We start from the raw sequence: 18,436 nt of genomic DNA on the forward strand, positions 1-18,436 counted from the left end.
GACAGGAAATGAGGTGTGGTGCGGGAGCGCCATCGAAAGGATCACGCTCCCCGTGTTGAAACAGCGCCAGGCGGCGAGGGCGTCATCATACTGGAAAGCGACTCGCCTGGCGAAGCCCGGAGGGCAGCGCGCGACATGGATCGGCCTCAGTCGAAAGACTGAGGCTATCGTGCAGTTAAGAGCCATCGGCTAGCCGGGGGTATCTGCCATCGGTATCCTGGGTGCTCTTTCAAACGGCCGTTTTCTCCAATGCACAGGCATCTTTTACGCACAACCCGACAGATTGCAGGGCTTGTGGTGGCACTCTTGCTGCTGCTGACGCCTGCCCGCGCGATCTCGACGTGGTCTGCCGCGCTGATGCCAATGGCTTCTCCCACTACCCTCTCCGACGTCAAGCAGCGCGATTTTCTGGAGATCGCCACACGCAACACACCGGCCACTTTCTATGAGGGCCGCCAGGGTCCGACCGGATTCGAGTTCGAGCTCTTTCGCCGCTTCGCCGACGAGCTGGGGGTCAGCCTTGCCGTGGAAGATGATCAACACATCAGTGACGTGCTGGATAACGTTGCCAACGGGCGTACCGATATCGGCGCCGCCGGGCTGGTGCTGGATCGACAGCGTCAGGACGTGACCTACTCACAGCCGATCATGTCCATGCAGCCCATGGTGGCGTATCGACGCGGGACGCCGGCCCCTAAAACGATCAAGGATCTGGACGGGCTGGATATCGGCACGGTGGCTGGCGCCGGCACCAGTCGGGTATTGCATGAGCTTCAAAGGACCCACCCAACGCTGACCTGGCGGGAAAGCCCGGATCTTGAAACCACGGATCTGCTGGCCATGGTCGAAAGTGGCGAACTGGATGCCGCAGTGGTCTATGCTCACGAGTTCAAGTTGAGTCGACTGTTTTTTCCGGATGTGGCAAGAGCGCTGACGATCGGAGACCCGGTCACCCTGGCGTGGGCTTTCCCCGCCCATACCGACCCCTCGCTGGTAGAGCGCGCCAACGATTTTATCGATCGTATGCGCCGTACGGGTGACCTTGCGCTTTTGACACAGAAGTATTTTGGTCATGACGACTATCTTGAATATGTTGGCGCGCGGCGATTTATTGCGCAGGCCCGGTCAAATCTTGATCAATGGATGCCTGACTTCAAGCGCGCCGCCGGCGATACCGGTTTTGACTGGAAGCTGCTGGCGGCCGTGGGCTATCAGGAATCGCACTGGGAGCCGGATGCCGTTTCACCCACGGGCGTCAAGGGACTGATGATGCTGACTCGAGCCACGGCCAGTCACATGGATGTGGATGATCGCGAAGATCCGCAGCAGAGCATTGATGGCGGCGCCCGCTATCTGCGCTATCTGCATGACCGGATTCCCGAGGCCGTCGCCGAGCCGGACAGGACCTGGATGACGCTGGCCGCCTATAATCTTGGGCTTGGCCACCTGTATGATGCACGACGCCTGGCACGTCTTCAGGGTCATGATCCCGATCAGTGGGACTCGGTCAGGCAGATGCTGCCCCTTTTGCAGGAAAGCAGCTGGTATAACCGTGTAGAACATGGCTTTGCACGTGGTAACGTAGCCGCGCTTTATGTGCGCAACATTAAACGCTATGAAGAAATCCTGAACTGGGTAGAACGCAGCCAGCATCAATTTTCATCGCTTGCCCGTGCCACGGCCAGCAATACTATCTCCCCTGTCTTTGAGACCGTGCCGCCTGTTCCATGAAAGCCTTCTTCGCCCGCCATGGTGACCTGCTACTGCCCCTGCTTGCCCTGCCCTGTGTGGTGGCAGGATGGTGGCTGACGCCACCCATGGAGCATCTGCTGCTGGCGATGGTGGGCATGGTCACCCTGTCCAGGCTTGCGATGAACGCCACCCGACGGTGGCGACCTCATCTTCTCAGGCCCTTTGCCATCATCATCACCGTTGTGACGCTGGTACCGCTGCTGGCATTGCTGGGCTCCTTTTTGCTGCCGGACACCGTCATGAATTACGCCCAGTGGTCGCTGCTTTTCGATCACTGGCCAGGCCAGGTGCCCTTTTACTCGCTGCGACCCTCCATTCTGATCACTCTGGCGCTGCTGCTTTTGGCGCTTCTTCCGCTTTTCTCCTCGCGCCCCGCGGAAATTGCGCCTATCGGCCTTGCGATCGCAGCCATGCTGACAGCGATGCATCTTGTCGAGCAGCACTGGTTTGTGTCACTTCATGAAGTGTCCCTGTCAACGCCCACCCTGCTGACGATCGTCCTGTTACTGGGCGCCGAGGTCATGACACAGTGGCCAAAGCGTCGCCCCGGCGACATCGGTATTGCACTGGCCGCCTCGATGGCCGTGTTACTGGTCCTGCTGGTGCTCTGGCATTATCACAACAGCCAGAACATTCGCGAGGTCAACCAGGTGGCGCGTACGCGCGTTGATACCCTCAGTGAAAGACTGGGCCAGGAGATCAACGTCAGCGATCAGGCCATGCAGCGCTTTGCCATCAGCTGGGACAGCGCCGGCAGCGAGCCTTCCAGCAGGGCCTGGACCCATCGAGCCCGCCACCTTGCCGAACATTTTGGCTACCTGCAGACCATCGCCTATGTGGATCGTCAGGGTCCGCGCATCAGACGTGCCTATCCGCTACAGAGCAATCAGCCCCTGCTGGGCCATCATGTGCTCTCCAACGATGATAGTGAGACGCTGGCCGGCGCCCTGCAGGGCCAGGCCACCGCCACCGGCATGGTCAATCTGACCAGCGGTGGTCGGGGCGTGATCTTTTATCAGCCCATTCATGATCTTGATACAGCAGCCATCAGAGGCGTGGCCGGCTTCGTGGTCGATCCCGCCCGACTCTTTGCCACGCTCGATGACGCCGGCGACAGCCATAACTTTCGCATCCGGGTCATGCAGAATGGCAATACCCTTTACAGCTCCGATACCCGTGAAGCGCTGAGCATGCTGGAACACTGCAATATCCTGCGACTGGGTCAGAGCAACTTCACGATCTGCGCCGAGGCAAGCTACGCCAGACTGTTTGACGAGCGCTCCAAGTTGCCGGCTATTGTCCTGATCACCGGGCTGATCTTCACCTGGATGATTTATCTGTTGATGTACTTTCTTCACCGCCTGCGCCGACGTCACAGCGGGGTCAAGGATGCCAACTATCGACTGCGAGGTGAGGTGGAAAAGCGTATTGCCCTGCAGCAGGAAGTGGAGTGGCTGGCACAGCACGACGAACTGACCAAAGTGCCCAACCGGCGCTATTTCAGTCAGTGGGTCGAAAAGCTTGATGCCACCCGCCCCCGAACGATCATCGTTGTGGATATCGATCACTTCAAGCAGATCAATGATCTGCTGGGCCACCCGACAGGTGATCGCTATCTACAGGATGTGGCGCATCGATTACAGGATATCGTGACCACACAGGGTGGGTTGCTGGCTCGATTTGGCGGAGAAGAGTTTATTGCCTGCCTGCCTGACATCACCCCTGAAAAGGCAGCCGAGGTAGGCGAACAGCTGCGTCATGGTATTGAGGCACTGAACCTGACAAGACATGACGGCCAAACGCTTGTCACCATCAGTGTCGGGCTGATTACCACTCGTCGCGCCAGCGACACCCTGCCGGAGTTGATTCAATCCGCTGACCAGGCCCTTTATCGGGCCAAGCTGGCAGGCCGTAATCGCGTGGTTGTAGCAGGCGCTCTGGATGCCCGCCCTCAATCGGTCAGGTAGCGGCGCGTCGGTGGGCAAAAAAGGTTTTCAAAAGCCGCCGGGCAGGCACCGCCAGCACGCCGGAGACGACTTCTACGTCATGGTTGTGCCAGGGCTGGGCAAAAAGATTGGCTTTTGACTGCACCATGCCGGTGCGAGGCTCCGGCGTACCGTAAACAAGCCGGGCAATCCGGGCGTGAATAATGGCGCCGGTGCACATCAGGCAGGGTTCCACACTGACATACAGCGTGCAGCCGGTCAGCCGATAGTTGCCGGTACGCTGGCCGGCATCGCGCAGTGCCTGCACCTCGGCATGCGCGGTGGGGTCGTGTCGTCCGACCGGTGCGTTGAACCCTTCCCCGATGATGTCGCCTTCTGCGCTGACCACGACCGCCCCGACCGGCACCTCCCCTGCCGCCATCGCCTGATGCGCCTGATCCAGCGCCCGGTACATATAGAACTCGTCACTGCGCATGACCGCTTTCCCGTCACCAAATCGAGCCATGATATAAAAAAACCGGCGCCCTGAGGCACCGGTTATCGTGATATTCATTTGCCAATCAGCGACAGGGCTGACCGCAGCACCCCTGTCAGGCGGCGTTGTCGCCCTTGAGAGAGGCCATATCGATCACGAAACGATAGCGGACATCGCCCTTTTGCATGCGGTCCCAGGCCTCGTTGATCTGATCGATGTTGATCATCTCGACATCGCAGGTGATCCCGTGCTCGGCGCAGAACTCCAGCACTTCCTGGGTTTCAGGCATGCCACCGATGAGCGAGCCGGCCAGCACCCGACGACGAAAGACCAGATTGGCACCGCTGACGGCCGGGTCCAGCGGCTCAAGCAGGCCAACCAGAATATGGGTGCCGTCCGGCTTGAGCGCATTGAGATAGGGGTTGATGTCGTGCTGAACCGGGACGGTATCAAGCATGAAATCAAAGGTTTCGGTCATGGCGGCCATCTGCGATTCATCGGTGGACACCACCACATGATCGGCGCCCTGCCTTTTGGCCTCGGCCACCTTGGACTCGGAGCGGGTAAAGAGCGTCACTTCCGCGCCCATCGCACTGGCCAGCTTCACACCCATATGGCCCAGACCGCCCATACCGATGATCCCGACCTTGTCACCCGGCTTTACGCCGTAGTGCTTGAGCGGTGAATAGGTGGTGATCCCGGCACACAGAATCGGTGCCGCAGACTTGAGGTCAATCCCTTCCGGCATGCGCACCACGAACCGCTCACTGACCACGACCGAATCGGAATAACCGCCCTGAGTCAGGGTATTGTCATGACGGTCAGGGCTGCCGTAGGTCATGGTGAACCCTTCGGCGCAGTACTGCTCAAGACCACTGTTGCAGGAGCTGCACTGGCGGCAGGAATCCACCATGCAGCCTACGCCCACGACATCACCGGTTTTGAAGGTGACCACATCACTGCCTACGGCCGTGACACGACCCACGATTTCATGACCCGGAACGACCGGATAGGTGGCCATGCCCCAGTCATCGCGAGCAAAGTGTAGATCGCTGTGGCAAACGCCACAGTAAAGAATCTCGATGGAGACATCATCAGCGCGCAGCGTACGGCGCTCAAAGTTCCAGAGAGCAAGCGGGGTTTCAGCACTATGGGCGGCGTAGCCCCTGGCGGGTGTTGACATGAATACTTCTCCTGCGCATGACGCATCAAAACCGGATACCCACTCTTCTCAAGCGGGTACCTTCAAGTGACGTTAGTCTGACGGCGAAAGCGCTTTCACACCATACACGGTACTGCTTCGTGCTTGCCTATTCCTGCACGACGGGCCGTTACAAGGTATCATTAGCGCATTTTTCATGCACAATCCTGCAACTGCCCGCACCTGCTGCAGATACTGACACGCACCACGGATCTCAACACCATGTCTGATGCCCTGCCTGATATTTCACACGACCCCGCGTCCAATGCCCTTCAGCAGCGCATGTGCGACCTGATCACTCCCCTGATCGACCGCGATGGTTATATCCCTACTGACCTTGAGGGGGTACGGCTCATGGCCCTTCATGGCAGCCATCCGCGCACGCCGCTGGTCTACGAGCCAGGGTTGATCATCATCGCCCAGGGCGAAAAGAGCGGTTATCTGGGAGAGCGTACGATCCACTATGGCGCCGGCCACTATCTGGTCCAGGCCATGCCGGTACCCTTTGAATGTGAAACCCGGGCCACGCCGCAGGCCCCCCTGCTGGGGGTGTTCATCAGCATCGACATGATCATGCTGGGTGAACTGAGCCAGGTCGTGCCGACCGCCGCCACCAATGCTGCACCGCCCGAACCCATGTCGGCCGTGACACTGACCTCCTCGATGGGCCATGGCGTGGTGCATCTGCTGGAATGTCTCCATGACGAGATCATGTGTCGTGCGCTCGGCCGGCAGCGTATTCGTGAGGTATTGTTCGAGGCGCTCAGAGGCCCGCAGGGCGAATCGCTGCGTCAGCTTTTACAGCAGCAGACCCAGTATGGACGCATCGGGCGTGCGCTTGAGACCCTGCATCGTGACTACGCAAACCCGCTGTCTGTCGAGACTCTGGCCGACAAGGTCAACATGAGCCCTTCGGCCTTTCATCATCACTTCAAGCGGTTTACGCGTCTGTCGCCGCTGCAGTATCAAAAGCGCATTCGGCTTTTAAAGGCGCGCGCCATGATCGCGGCCAGAACCCACAATGTCAGCAGTGCTGCCAGTGCCGTGGGCTATCAGAGCGCCTCTCAGTTCAGCCGGGAATACAAGCGCTACTTTGGCCATCAGCCGGCAGGTGACCAGCGTCTGGAATCTCGACAGGCCGGATAAAGGATCATCTATTCGCCGATGATGCGCACCAGGTCCGATTCCTTGCGACGCATGAAGGGGGCATTGATGAAGGCGCCGAAGGGAATAAAGGCCGCCAGAATCATGCGGGCGATATCCAGCCCGCTCCAGCCTCCCATGGAGACAACCCGAAACACCACCGACAGGTAGAGCAAAAAGGCCACCCCGTGGATGGGCCCCATGATGGAGACGGCTAGCGGCAGACCGGCCACATGCTTGAGCGGCACGGCCACCACCAGCAGCAGCAATAACGTCGTGCCCTCCAGAATCGACACCAGTCGCAGGCGTTTCATTCGGGTATGGATCAGCTCGGGTGTGTTCAATGGAGACTCTCTTGAATCGATGCGCGTGGGGAAAGGGTCATGTCGATACTTTAATGAACGGACCCTGCGTTGCGCTACCCGCTGACCAGGGGGTGCGTAGAAAAGCCACGGCCATCGCCAGAATGGTCGCTTCGATATCCGTTACGTCATGTCTTCGCGGGCCAGACCATAAACGGCATGATCGTGTATCACGCCATTGACGCTCTCGGCGCGCGTGATCACGCCTTCAAGCGTGGCCCCCAGACGCTCACAGACCGCACGGCTTCGAGTGTTGCCGGTGGCCGCCGAGATCTGCACCTTGTACAGGTCGTAATGCTCAAAAGCCAGCCGCACCATGCTCTGACAGGCCAGCGTCATCAACCCACGACCCTGCCACTGTTCCCCCAGCCAGTAGCCCAGAGTGGCCCGACCGGTGGCGGGCATGATGTCGTTGAAGCTCACCAGACCGATCAGTCGCGAGCGCCCCTGGTGGTCGTGAAGCCCGCAGATCAGACGCTTTCCTTCGGCGTGATCATGCAGCGTCTGACGAATGAATTCGGCACTGTCTGCCGGTGATGCCGTGTGGGCAACCCAGCCAAGCCACGGGCTCAAATGGCCACGATTGTCGTCCACCAGCCGAAAAAGCTCCGGTGCCATGCGGGGATGAAGCAACGAAAGAGACAGCGTCTCATTGATCGGACGAAAAAACATGTTCAGCCCTTGAGGGAAATTCGTGTCGCCAGCGTCACGCAGCCTCTTGCGGTCGCGCAGCCCATCACTATATGCACAACCTCGAATAACGCCACCCCGGCCGTTATTGCGATGCCGCCGGCAGCCTCTGATTGATTTGCTCGATCATGATCTGCGCCAGATGCCCATAGTCCTGATCAAAATGATGCCCGCCCGGCAGCTGGATCCTTTTGCCTTTCATTTCGGGCTGCAAGCAACCACTGTCCGGGGCCTCCTCACGGCCATAGATACAGACCAGCTTGCCGGGCGGCACACGGGCCACTTCAGGGCCTGTCTGTGTTTCGCCATTGCTCTGGCCCAGCCAGCCGCTCACGGCAATCTCGAAATCGGCCGTTTTTGAAAAGGCCAGCAGTATCATGGCCGACACCGCCTGCTGATCCTGCGGCGAGAGCCGGTTATAAAGCGCCGGGAGGATATCGGCGCCAAAGGAGTAGCCTGCCAGCACGAAGTGCTTCGCGCCCCACTGCTGACGATACGTTGCCATCAGCGCGGCCAGGTCGGCGGCACTCTGTTCGGGACTTCGGTGCTGCCAGAAGGCCTTGAGCGTATCCACCCCCACCACCGGATAGCCATGTGCCGCCATATATTCACCGGAAACCTGATCAAGATCACGCCAGCCGCCGTCACCCGAGTAATAAAGGGTGACCGTCTTCGAATGTGTCTGATCGCCCTGCCCCGGCAACGGTATGGTGGGAAGCGTACTACCGCTGCCCTTGAGCAGTGCCGCCAATCGCTGCGCGGCCAGGGTGGTACTGGCAGCGCCGTAATCACCGATGGTGGTATGTACCTCAATCCCCTCCAGACCACGCACAAACCGTCCGGTCGCATCATCGGGATCATTGTTCCAGACGATGTCCCACTTTCCATGGTGGCCGCTGGCAGGCAAGGGCATGCGACAGTCAATATCTGACACGCTAAAACCTGCCGACAGCGCCTGCGCCTGATCTCGGTCCTGACCGGCCAGCCAGCGCCAGGCCAGCGCACCGCCGCGACCCAGCCCCACGACCAGATCGGTTTGATCACCCAGCGATTTTCGTGCCTGCATCAGACGCGCCTGCTGCATGTCGCAGTCGTCACCGTCATCCAGCATAAACTGCACCAGCTCGGCACCGGTCTGCTCGGACAGCGTCAGCAGTGCGTCATCATCGAAATGCTGATCCGAAGTGGCCGCAATCACAACATGTTTTGTGGGCCTGCCCCCCGGCTGGGCCGTCATCAGCGTTGCCCCGTCGACCTGCGTGGTGGTCACGCTCGGCGCGGGCGGTCTTTGCCACCACCACCCGGCGCCGGCCAGCACGACCAAAACCAGCACGACCACAGCGCCGCGGCGCCACATACCCGGATTTTCTTTTATCATGCTCAACGCCTCACCAGTCCGGTATAGCCGCCGGCGATCAGCGCTGCGGTGTCCTTGAGCGCCACCAGCGGGTCCAGCCCTGCCGGTACCGCCATGTAGCGCGGCTCCCAGCAGGGATCAAACTTGTCCTTGAATCGCTTGAGTCCCTGAAAGTTGTAGAAATGCTCTCCGTAGCGGTAAACCACTGCCCCCAACCGCTGAGCCAATGGCGCGCCGGCTCGCGGTTGCATACCGGCCATGGGCACCATACCGAGGCTGAACACCTCAAGCCCGCGGGCCTGATAGTGCAGAATCAGCCCGATCATCAAAAACTCCATGGCAAGCTTTGGTGCCTGATCCCCGGCACGCATCAGATCAATCCCGGCCTCTCGTCCCCGGTGCGTTTCCAGCAGATTGGCAAAGGCCACCGGCTCCCCGTTGTATCGCACCAGCGCCACAGGAAAGTGCGCCAGATACGAGGCCGTAAAACGCCCCAGCGAGAAGCTTTTTTCTCGAGCGCTCTTGGCCAGCCGCCAGGCATCGGAGATGGCCTCAAGCTGGGCCAGCGGCGCCTCTCCCGGCGCCAGAAACTCGATCGACAGCCCATCGCGCTGCCCGCGATTCCAGGAATAGCGCAAGCCCTTGTGCTGCTTGCTTTCAAGATTGAAGGTGCGCAGGTCAACGCGTGCCTCTTCACCCAGCTTGACCGCGCTCAGGCCGATATCCATGTAGCTGTGCAGGTTTTCTGCCCGTACCTGATAAAACACCGGACGGGCGTGGTGACGATCACAAAGATCACGAAAGCGCCAGATCATCTCGGCACGCTCACTGGCCGGTCCGACCGGGTCAAAAAGCGCCACCATGCTGCGCCCATGGCGGGCATACATGATGAAAGCGCTCTGCGAGTCATTGAACAAAAACGCCTTGTCGCCGGTCATGGCCAGCCAGCCTTCGGGATGGCTGCCCTCGTTGATGATCGAGGCGGCCCGTTGTCGCGCGGCTTCATCGGGCAGGATAATGGCCCCGGGCTGAGTACGGATCAGCCAGGCCAGTGCAATGCCTGCCATTAAAAGCGCGCTGCCAAGCTCGGCACGCAGCGCCCGCGGCACCTGGGCATCAAGGGCAAACTGCCACCAGAGCCGGTTGCGATAGGGCACGTCCTGATAGACAAAAAACATGATCCAGAGTGACGCCAGCACGACACAAAGACAGGCCAGAAGATGGAAGGGAGACACCGGCATCTGCATCAGTCGGCTGGGTCGATAAAAGGCGCGCCGGAAGACAAGCAACAGTCCGGCCACGGCCAGCGCGAGGCCGGCCTCCTCCCAGTCCAGCCCCTTGAGCAGCGACAGTACGCTTGAAAGCAGCAAAAGCCCCAGGGTCAGTGCCCAGGCCGCTGACAGACGCCGGCGCAGACCATTGGCCAACAACAGACACAGCACACCAATCAGACTGGCGGCCAGATGCGAGGCATCCACCAGCCGATGCGGCACCAGCTCGCCCAGGACATCAAGACGCGCACTGACAGCGGGCGTAACGCCTGAAAAAAGCAGCACCACTCCGGTCAGAAACACCAGCAGCGACAGGGTCGGCGCTGCCATGCCGGAAGCCATGGCCAGCGCCGTGCGGGCCCGTCGAGAGCGGCGCGCCTCCATGAACAAAAGCGCCACACACCCCAGCAATAGCGGCAACACCACATAGATCAGTCGATAGAGCAAAAGACCCGCCGTCAGTGGCGCAAGCCCTACCGAGTGGGAAAGCGCTGCCAGCATGATGGCCTCAAAGACCCCGACACCGCCTGGCACATGACTCAACACACCGCCGGCCAGTGCCAGCAGATAAATGATGACAAAGGCCGGAAAGACCGGTGCATGGGGCAGCAACAGATACAGCGTCCCGGCGGCAAGGACCACATCCAGCAGCGTGATCAGACATTGATTGCCCGCCAGGCGCAGGGTCGGCAGGCTCAGACACCAGCGGCGAAAGCTCACATGCACGACCCCGGCGTCGGACTTAACCTCTCCCCGGCGCCACCAGAGCACCAGCACCAGATACAGCGCCAGCACCGCCCCTGCCGCCGACACGGCCACCGCCATCGGCAGGGAAAGCAGCTGCGCCGCCCGGGAGGGGGCCAACAGCACTGCCATGGCCGCCAGCAGTGGCAGCGAGCCGCCCAGTGCCAGACTGGTAAACCCCGACATGCGCATGACTTCCCGACCGCCGACGCCGTGCACGCCATAGAGACGGCTTCTGACCGCCGCCCCCGACAGCATGGAAAGCCCGACGGCATTGCCGATCGCAGGCGCACAGAGCCCGCCTGTCACCAGCACCCGCCATGGCAATGTCACACCGGCAAATCGCGCCGCAGACCACTCATAGCCGATCAGCGATACAAAGCCGAACAGCGTCGTCAAGACCGCCAGCACCACGGCGTGGCTCGGCACGGCCATGATGGCGCCGTGCAAAAGGGCCGGATTCATCTGCTCAAGCAAATGCCAGCAGGCCAGCAGGGCCAGTACAAACAGCAGCAGAATCAGTCCGGCCTGCCAGCGGTGACGATGCTGGTGAAAAAGATCATGCCAGCGTTCATGGACAGCCACCGAGGCGTCCGCTTCCTGCTGCTCGACTGCAGCAGCCTCCTTTCGACCTTCACCCTTGACGCTCAAAACGCACTCCTTACACCACCGGACCGGGTAGCAGAGAACGAAAAAAGCCATGGCCATGTCCTGCCGGCACATGCCTCTTGTCGAAGATGCTGAAGTAGACCTTAATAGGGCAGGCAAGTTCTCGTGAAAACCGGAGCGCCATCGTTGCAATGTCACAGCCTTTGTGCCGTGCTGTTCCACAATCCTCTTTTTCCTGGGACCGGGCAGGCTTTAGACCGTCCATGGTTGGCCGATAAAGGGGACAGACAGCGCATGATCTGGCATGGATGGCCATGCAGGGAGGGAGTCAGGACGTGAAAGGCATCATTTTCAACATGTTCAACGACATCATCGTCACCCGGTTTGATGAGTGTACCTGGGAGGAGATGCTTGAAAATGCTCGGGTCAGCGGCGCCTGGTCATCGCTTGGCAACTACGCCGATCATGACATGTTGGCGCTGGTCAATGCCGCCAGTCATCAGCTGGCCATGACACCGCAGGCCTGCCTTCAGTGGCTGGGGCGGGAAATGCTGCCGCGACTTGGCGGAATTTATCCGGGACTGCTTGAGCGTTTCAGCACGACGTTTTCGATGCTCAAGGCACTCAATAATGTCATCCACCCCGAGGTGGTCAGGTTTCATCCCGATGCCAGCGTGCCGGTCTTTCATTATCATGAGGTCTCCAGCCACAGCATGGTGATGGAATATTGCTCGGCACGCGGTATGTGCAGTCTTGCTCACGGGCTCATGCAGGGCTGCAGCGATTATTTCAACGAAACCGTGGACATCGACCATATACAGTGTCGCCATCGCGGTGATGAGCACTGCCTTTTTCGCATAACGATCTGATGAAAACACCACGCCCCGAAAGCCTGACTGACACCATCGAACGCCTGAAAAGGCAGCTCGCCCGTGAGCGCCAGGCGCGCCATGATGCCGAACAGGTGGCCGAAACCAGCACACGCCGCCTGTATCGCGAGAAGTTAAAGCTTCATGCCATCTCACAGGTCGCCACACAGACGCACGGCAGCATGCGCCTTCGTCAGGCCACTCAGGAGGCCCTGAAGGCGCTTTTGAAACACACCGTCTGGCGTTATTGCCGCGTTGTCTACAAGCCCTTTGACAACATCACCCCGCCGGTACGTGTGTCTGCCCTGTGTGAAGGGGAAAATCCGCTGACCCGACCGGGAGACAGCCTGACCGCCTCGGCACGGGTATGGCTTGAGAGGGCCAGTCCGCTCGAGTTCAGAACCGATGAGCGCATCACGCACGAAAAACGCTGGCCGGAGAACATGCCACGGCGCTTTCTCTGCGGCATTGGCATCGGGGAACAGTGCATGGGTGCGGTGGAGCTTTTCTCCTATCTGGAAGACGACGACGCGGCCTTCAGTCAGGAGATGGTGCTGGCTCTGGTACGCGAGCTGTCTCACGTCTACAAGAGTGAACGTGACCGTCAGGCCATCGAGCGCATGGCCTGGCGGGATGTCCTGACCGGCGCCCTGAACCGGGCCGCGTTCTTTCGTGATCTCGAAACCATCACCATTGATACGCAACCGCTGGCGCTTTTGTATCTCGACCTGGACGGGTTTGGAGAAATCAACGAAGAGCACGGCCATGAAATCGCCGACCGTTATCTGTTCGAGATTGCGCGTCGTCTGGAAAGTGAACCGTTGAGTCGCAGCGTGGCGCGTCTGGGCAGCGATGAGTTCGTACTGCTGCTGCCCCTGATCGATGTCGCCCATGCCGACATGGTCGTCCGGGATCTGCTGTTTGATCTGCAACAGCCTCTGATGCTGGATCACTTTCGCATCGAGCCGAGCTTCAGTGCCGGCCTTGCCGTCTACCCCGACGATGCCAGCGATGGACACGCCCTGTTTTACGCCGCCGATACTGCCCTGAGCCATGCCCGCGAGGAAGGCAGCACCAGCCTGCGCCGCTTTGATGCAGAGATTGCCGAGCAGCTCGAGCGGCGCAAGCAGCTTGCCCTGCGCGTACGCCAGGCCGTGGCGCAGCGAGAGTTCGTAGCGTTCTTTCAGCCCATTGTGTCGCGTGATCACCAGATCGTCGGCGCCGAGGCGCTGCTGCGTTGGCAGGCCCCCGATGCACCGGGCCCTGCCGAATTCATTCCCTATATGGAAGAGCAGGGGCTGATTCGTGAGGTAGGCCGGCAGATGCTGCATGACGTCATCCATACCGCCGCGCGGTGGCGACGTGAACATGACGGCTTTCAAAACATTTCGGTCAACGTGTCACCGCTTCAGCTGCGTGAAGAAGCCTTCGTCAACCATGTGACCCATGCACTGGAAAAAAGCGGCCTGCCGGCCAGCTGTCTCATTCTGGAAATTACGGAGAGTCTCTATATCCGGGCCGAGAAACCGGTCCTCGAGCGACTGGCGCGGCTACGAGCGCTGGGGGTCAGGCTGGCGCTTGATGACTTTGGCACCGGCTACAGCGCACTGAGCTATCTGCAGTGGATGCCGCTGGATATTCTCAAGATCGACAAGAGCTTTGTGATCAAGCTGGCCGAGGCGCACTCGGGGCGGGACATCACGATCGTGCGGGCCATCATTCAGATCGCACAGGCCTGCGGGCTTGATGTGACCGCAGAAGGAATCGAGACGGCCGAGGTCGCACATATCATGTGCGAGCTCGGCGCGCACTGTCTGCAGGGGTATCATTTCAGCCGTCCGCTCAGCGAGGAGGCCATGACGTCACTGTTGCAGTCGAGCGCAACGCCACCCCCTCCCTTCAAGGCCTCGATTACTGGCTGATGTCCCGGTCTTCTTCGTCCTGCTCCTGCTCGCGACGCTGGCGCTCCTGCTCTTCTTCGCGCACGTCCTCGATGACTTCCAGCAGATCACTGACATCCACGCTGGCACTGTCGCGGTCGAAGGTGCCGGTCAGCGGATAGTCGGGATAAAGCTCGCCGGCTTCATAGAGTGACCAGATTTCCAGACCGTAGTCGGTGTTTAAAAGCGACGGGGCATAGCGGCCGAAGCTGCGACGCATGTTGTCGACGTCACGCAGCAGCATCCGCGAGGCGTTGTTGTTGCCGGCTGCATCGACGGCCTGCGGCAGATCGATGATCACCGGCCCTTCACGCCCGACCAGAACGTTGAATTCCGACAGATCACCGTGAACCAGTCCGGCACACAGCATGCGCGCCACATCGACCACGATCCGGTGGTGATATTCGATGGCCTGCGCCTCATCGAGCTTGACGTCATCGAGCCGTGGGGCGGGGTCACCCTCGCCATCAACGATCATCTCCATGAGCAGTACGCCGTCGACAAAACCATGCGGCTCGGGCACGCGCACGCCGGCATCGGAGAGCCGATACAGGGCGTCTACCTCGGCATTGAGCCAGGCCGACTCCTGCTCGCGCTGGCCATAGCGGGTTTTCTTGGACATGGCACGGGCTCTGCGGCTGTTACGCACCTGGCGCCCTTCCTGATACTGCACGGCCTGCTTGAAGCTGCGCTGGCTGGCCTCCTTGAAGATCTTGGCACAGCGCAGTTCACTGCCACAGCGCACCACATAGACCTGGGCTTCCTTGCCACTTTGCAGCTGAAACACGATGTCATCAATCAGCCCATCATCTACCAGTGGCTGCAATCGTTTGGGAATTTTCATGCGACCTCTTTGTTCACTCCTGTCATGACAGTCTGGCACAGTGGTCATGATGACCGTATCGGCACACAACGTACATGATCCGTACCTGATATCGGGGGATCAACGCGATATCCGGCGGGCTCGAAAGCTGCGCCCCTTGAGGCGACCGTTGTTCAAATGAGCCAGCGCGGCATCCGCCACGTCGCGATGCACGGCCACCCAGGCATTGCGCTCCAGCACCTTGATTTTGCCGACCTGAGCGGCATCGATACCGGCGTCACCGGTCAGTGCGCCCACGATATCGCCCGGGCGAATCTTTTGTTTTTTGCCGGCATCGATCATCAACGTCGCCATCATGGGTCTAAAGGGCGTACGCGACAGTACGCTGGCTTCCGGCAGCGCCTCAAGCGTGATGCTGCTTCCCTGTTGCGCTTCATAAAGCGAGAGCCGCGCTCGCTCACGCTCACCGACCAGACTATGGGCAGCGCCCTGCCCGCCGGCGCGGCCGGTACGTCCGACCCGGTGAACATGCGTTTCCATGTCATGAGCCAGCTGATAGTTGAATACCGCATCCAGCGCCTCGATATCCAGCCCGCGCGCCGCCACATCGGTGGCCACCAGCACCGAAATGCTGCCGTTGGCCAGCAGAATCAGGGTGCGGTCGCGGTCACGCTGCTCCATGTCACCATGAAGCGCGGCAGCATCAAAGCCATGATCGTTGAGCGCATCACTTACGGCCTGCACCTCGCGGCGGGTGTTGCAAAACACAACGCTTGAGGTCGGACGATACTTGAGCAACAGGCGCCTTAACGCTTCAAGGCGCATCGCGTCATCCTCGACGGCGTAAAAATGCTGATGGATGCTCTGCTCGTCGTGATCGGTATCCACCTCGATGGTGATGGGATCCTTCATGACCCTGCCGGCGACCGGAGCCAGTGCTTCACTCCACGTCGCGCTGAACAGCAGCGTCTGACGGTGTTGCGGCGTCACCTCGATAATGGCATCCAGCGCGTCCTGGAAGCCCATGTCGAGCATGCGATCGGCTTCATCCAGCACCAGCACGTTCAGTGCTTCAAGGCTCAGTGAACCGCGACGCAGGTGGTCATCGACCCGACCGGGTGTGCCCACAATGATGTGCGCGCCGTGAAACAGTGATTCGCGCTGCGGCCCGATCGGCACGCCGCCGCACAGGGTCAGCACCTTGATGTTGTGACAGCCGCGGGCCAGACGCCGAATCTCTTCACCGACCTGATCGGCCAGTTCGCGCGTCGGACACAGCACCAGGGTCTGCACGCAAAAACGTTTCACATCCAGACGCGCCAACAGGCCAAGCCCGAACGCCGCTGTCTTGCCGGACCCGGTCCGCCCGCGGCCGATCACGTCCCGCCCGGCCAGCATCAGCGGCAGACTTTCGGCCTGAATCGGGGTCATGGTGTGATAGCCAAGCGTTGCCAGGTTATCCGAAAGCGCCGGCGGCAGGGCCAGCGAAGCGAAATCGGTCGCAGCGCCTGGAACATCGTTCGACATGAAGACAAATCCTTGTAGGCTGTAAAGAAGGGACTGCCCGTCATGCCAGGCAATGGGTGCAGGGCGCGCAGCATAACAGAGCCGATGCGCAATATCCGTGAGACGCTTACTTTCAGGGGCCGACACGGATCGTTTCAAATAACGCTATTCGCTCCCCGCAGGGTTAAAGTAAAATCGTCACATAATGGTAATCAAGGAACGGAATTCGATATGGGCAGGGCTTTCCAGAACCGCAAGGAATCCATGGCCAAAACGGCCGACGCCAAGACCAAGGTCTACAGCAAGTATGGACGCGAAATCTACGTCTGCGCCAAGTCGGGCGGCACGGACCCCTCGGGCAACCTGACGCTGCGCGGTCTGATCGAGCGGGCCAAAAAGGATCAGGTGCCGTCACACGTGATCGACAAGGCGCTCGACAAGGCCAGCGGTGCAGGCGGTGAAGACTTTTCACCGGCACGCTACGAGGGTTTTGGTCCCGGCAACTGCATGGTGATCGTCGACTGTCTGACCGACAATCCCAACCGCACCTTCGGTGACGTGCGCGGCTGTTTCACCAAGACAAAGTCCAAGATCGGCACGCCCGGCAGCGTCAGTCACATGTTCGATCATAGCGCCATTTTCGTCTTCAAGGGCGAGGATGAAGATGCCGTGCTTGAAGCGCTGATGGAAGCCGACGTCGATGTGACCGACATCGAAAACGAGGACGGCAGACTCACGGTCTTTGCCCCACACACCGAGTATGCCAAAGCCAAGCAGGCGCTGCTGGACGCCTTCGGCGAGATGGAGTTCGACACTGACGAAATTCAGTTCGTGCCCCAGACCAGCACCCCGGTCGAAGGAGAGGACGTCGCCCATCTCGAGAAGTTTCTGGGCATGCTCAACGATCTGGACGACGTGCAAAACGTCTTCCATAACGCAGAGTTTCCCGAAAACGCCTGACCCAGTGCCCCGGGCCGTGCATGAAAAAAACCCACCAGACGGTGGGTTTTTTCATGCTCAAATGGCGGGCAAAAGCCCGCTCATGAAGCCTGAGCCTAACGGCCTACCTTGGAAATCTTCGCGCCCTCAAGCGACACCCCGCCCTGTATGCCCTGATTGTTCATGACAAAGGCGACCACTTCCTGATTGGCGGTATTGTTGGTGATCTGACCATTGGCACCGACATCGGCCACGGCGACCCCGGCATTGGCGCCGATCGACCAGCCATTGTCACTGCGAACACGATTGAGGGCGCCTTCACTCATCAGGAGATAAACAATCGCCTGCGACTGGGCACCGGCCTGAAAGCCGACCGAACCGCTGGTAGTGGTGTAGTAGCCGGCATCAGCACCATCGATCAGCAGCTGCCCTTCGCCGTGGCTGGCGCCGAACACGAAACTTGCCCCCAGTACGCCCGGGAACACCAACACCCCCTTCGACTGCTGCACCAGACTGCGTGCCTGAGGCGCCGTACGGTAGAGACGATCAAGGGTTTCCTGCACGCTCTGATCAAGCTCTGCACGCTGCGCCGTCTGGCTCTGGCGGTCGGACGGGCTGGTGGTGGTACAGGCAGACAGCGTTGTGGCGCCCAGCACGGCGGCAAGCATCAGGGCACCGGTACGATTGAAACGGGAAAAACGTGACATGAATTGATCTCCTTCCATGGAAGAACACACCGAGCAGAAATCTTACTGTGGCATTAAATGTGTCGCACTACCGTTGAGTTATAGACCAGAAACGCCGCATTA

General features: G+C 60.0%; 15 protein-coding genes. 6 read left to right on the forward strand and 9 right to left on the reverse strand.

Translation table 11 applies throughout. From position 1 onward, the window contains the following. The first annotated feature begins 249 nt into the window (after window positions 1-249). Together mltF and ACUN8C_RS11295 are read left to right on the forward strand one after the other, a co-directional pair. Window positions 250-1,731: a membrane-bound lytic murein transglycosylase MltF gene (mltF, locus tag ACUN8C_RS11290; RefSeq protein ID WP_445619303.1), complete on the forward strand. Its 1,482-nt coding sequence runs from the start codon at window positions 250-252 to the stop codon at window positions 1,729-1,731. Next, window positions 1,728-3,719 carry a sensor domain-containing diguanylate cyclase gene (locus tag ACUN8C_RS11295; protein WP_445619304.1) on the forward strand — a complete coding sequence of 664 codons (1,992 nt, stop codon included), beginning with the start codon at window positions 1,728-1,730 and terminating at the stop codon, window positions 3,717-3,719. Before mltF ends, ACUN8C_RS11295 begins: the two co-directional genes overlap by 4 nt. On the opposite strand, the gene tadA is transcribed toward ACUN8C_RS11295, so the two are convergent. Beyond that, a complete protein-coding gene (gene tadA, locus ACUN8C_RS11300; protein WP_445619305.1) occupies window positions 3,712-4,173 on the reverse strand; it encodes a tRNA adenosine(34) deaminase TadA in 462 nt (153 codons plus the stop codon). The two genes, ACUN8C_RS11295 and tadA, sit on opposite strands and share 8 nt — an antisense overlap. A gap of 115 nt (window positions 4,174-4,288) precedes the next feature. Further along, a complete protein-coding gene (locus ACUN8C_RS11305; RefSeq protein WP_445619306.1) occupies window positions 4,289-5,356 on the reverse strand; it encodes an NAD(P)-dependent alcohol dehydrogenase in 1,068 nt (355 codons plus the stop codon). Window positions 5,357-5,596: 240 nt separating this feature from the next. On the opposite strand from ACUN8C_RS11305, the gene ACUN8C_RS11310 reads away from it, so the two are divergent. Next, window positions 5,597-6,520 (forward strand): AraC family transcriptional regulator, encoded by a 924-nt coding sequence (locus tag ACUN8C_RS11310; protein ID WP_445619307.1) that lies wholly within the window; start codon window positions 5,597-5,599, stop codon window positions 6,518-6,520. A gap of 8 nt (window positions 6,521-6,528) precedes the next feature. Here ACUN8C_RS11310 and ACUN8C_RS11315 read toward each other — a convergent pair whose 3' ends face one another. The 4 genes from ACUN8C_RS11315 to mprF all read right to left on the reverse strand — a co-directional run bounded on the left by ACUN8C_RS11315 (window position 6,529) and on the right by mprF (window position 11,643). Further along, window positions 6,529-6,861 carry a DUF3817 domain-containing protein gene (locus ACUN8C_RS11315; protein ID WP_445619308.1) on the reverse strand — a complete coding sequence of 111 codons (333 nt, stop codon included), beginning with the start codon at window positions 6,859-6,861 and terminating at the stop codon, window positions 6,529-6,531. 141 nt (window positions 6,862-7,002) lie between these two features. Further along, window positions 7,003-7,551 carry a GNAT family N-acetyltransferase gene (locus ACUN8C_RS11320; RefSeq protein WP_445619309.1) on the reverse strand — a complete coding sequence of 183 codons (549 nt, stop codon included), beginning with the start codon at window positions 7,549-7,551 and terminating at the stop codon, window positions 7,003-7,005. A 103-nt stretch (window positions 7,552-7,654) separates the two neighbouring features. Beyond that, on the reverse strand, window positions 7,655-8,947 hold the full coding sequence (locus ACUN8C_RS11325) for a virulence factor family protein (RefSeq protein ID WP_445619310.1): 1,293 nt from the start codon (window positions 8,945-8,947) through the stop codon (window positions 7,655-7,657). A 2-nt stretch (window positions 8,948-8,949) separates the two neighbouring features. After that, window positions 8,950-11,643, reverse strand: a complete 2,694-nt coding sequence (gene mprF / locus ACUN8C_RS11330; RefSeq protein WP_445619311.1) for a bifunctional lysylphosphatidylglycerol flippase/synthetase MprF — start codon at window positions 11,641-11,643, stop codon at window positions 8,950-8,952. 242 nt (window positions 11,644-11,885) lie between these two features. Between mprF and ACUN8C_RS11335 the strand changes: the two genes are divergently transcribed. Beyond that, window positions 11,886-12,419 (forward strand): heme NO-binding domain-containing protein, encoded by a 534-nt coding sequence (locus ACUN8C_RS11335; RefSeq protein WP_445619312.1) that lies wholly within the window; start codon window positions 11,886-11,888, stop codon window positions 12,417-12,419. After that, complete coding sequence (locus ACUN8C_RS11340; RefSeq protein WP_445619313.1) at window positions 12,419-14,341, forward strand: putative bifunctional diguanylate cyclase/phosphodiesterase; 1,923 nt, start codon at window positions 12,419-12,421, stop codon at window positions 14,339-14,341. The genes ACUN8C_RS11335 and ACUN8C_RS11340 overlap by 1 nt, the downstream gene beginning before the upstream one ends. Here the strand turns inward: ACUN8C_RS11340 and ACUN8C_RS11345 are convergent. Both ACUN8C_RS11345 and dbpA read right to left on the reverse strand, forming a co-directional pair. Beyond that, the gene (locus ACUN8C_RS11345; protein WP_108842556.1) at window positions 14,331-15,203 is read right to left on the reverse strand and encodes a PA4780 family RIO1-like protein kinase; all 873 of its coding nucleotides are present in this window, start codon (window positions 15,201-15,203) and stop codon (window positions 14,331-14,333) included. The two genes, ACUN8C_RS11340 and ACUN8C_RS11345, sit on opposite strands and share 11 nt — an antisense overlap. A gap of 99 nt (window positions 15,204-15,302) precedes the next feature. Continuing rightward, window positions 15,303-16,709, reverse strand: coding sequence for an ATP-dependent RNA helicase DbpA (gene dbpA / locus ACUN8C_RS11350; RefSeq protein ID WP_445619314.1), 1,407 nt, complete (start codon window positions 16,707-16,709; stop codon window positions 15,303-15,305). 210 nt (window positions 16,710-16,919) lie between these two features. On the opposite strand from dbpA, the gene ACUN8C_RS11355 reads away from it, so the two are divergent. Then, the gene (locus ACUN8C_RS11355; RefSeq protein WP_445619315.1) at window positions 16,920-17,648 is read left to right on the forward strand and encodes a YebC/PmpR family DNA-binding transcriptional regulator; all 729 of its coding nucleotides are present in this window, start codon (window positions 16,920-16,922) and stop codon (window positions 17,646-17,648) included. A 95-nt stretch (window positions 17,649-17,743) separates the two neighbouring features. Here ACUN8C_RS11355 and ACUN8C_RS11360 read toward each other — a convergent pair whose 3' ends face one another. Further along, window positions 17,744-18,334 (reverse strand): BPSL1445 family SYLF domain-containing lipoprotein, encoded by a 591-nt coding sequence (locus ACUN8C_RS11360; RefSeq protein WP_445619316.1) that lies wholly within the window; start codon window positions 18,332-18,334, stop codon window positions 17,744-17,746. Window positions 18,335-18,436: the final 102 nt, after the last annotated feature.

The sequence above is a fragment of the Kushneria sp. Sum13 genome (genome assembly GCF_052692355.1).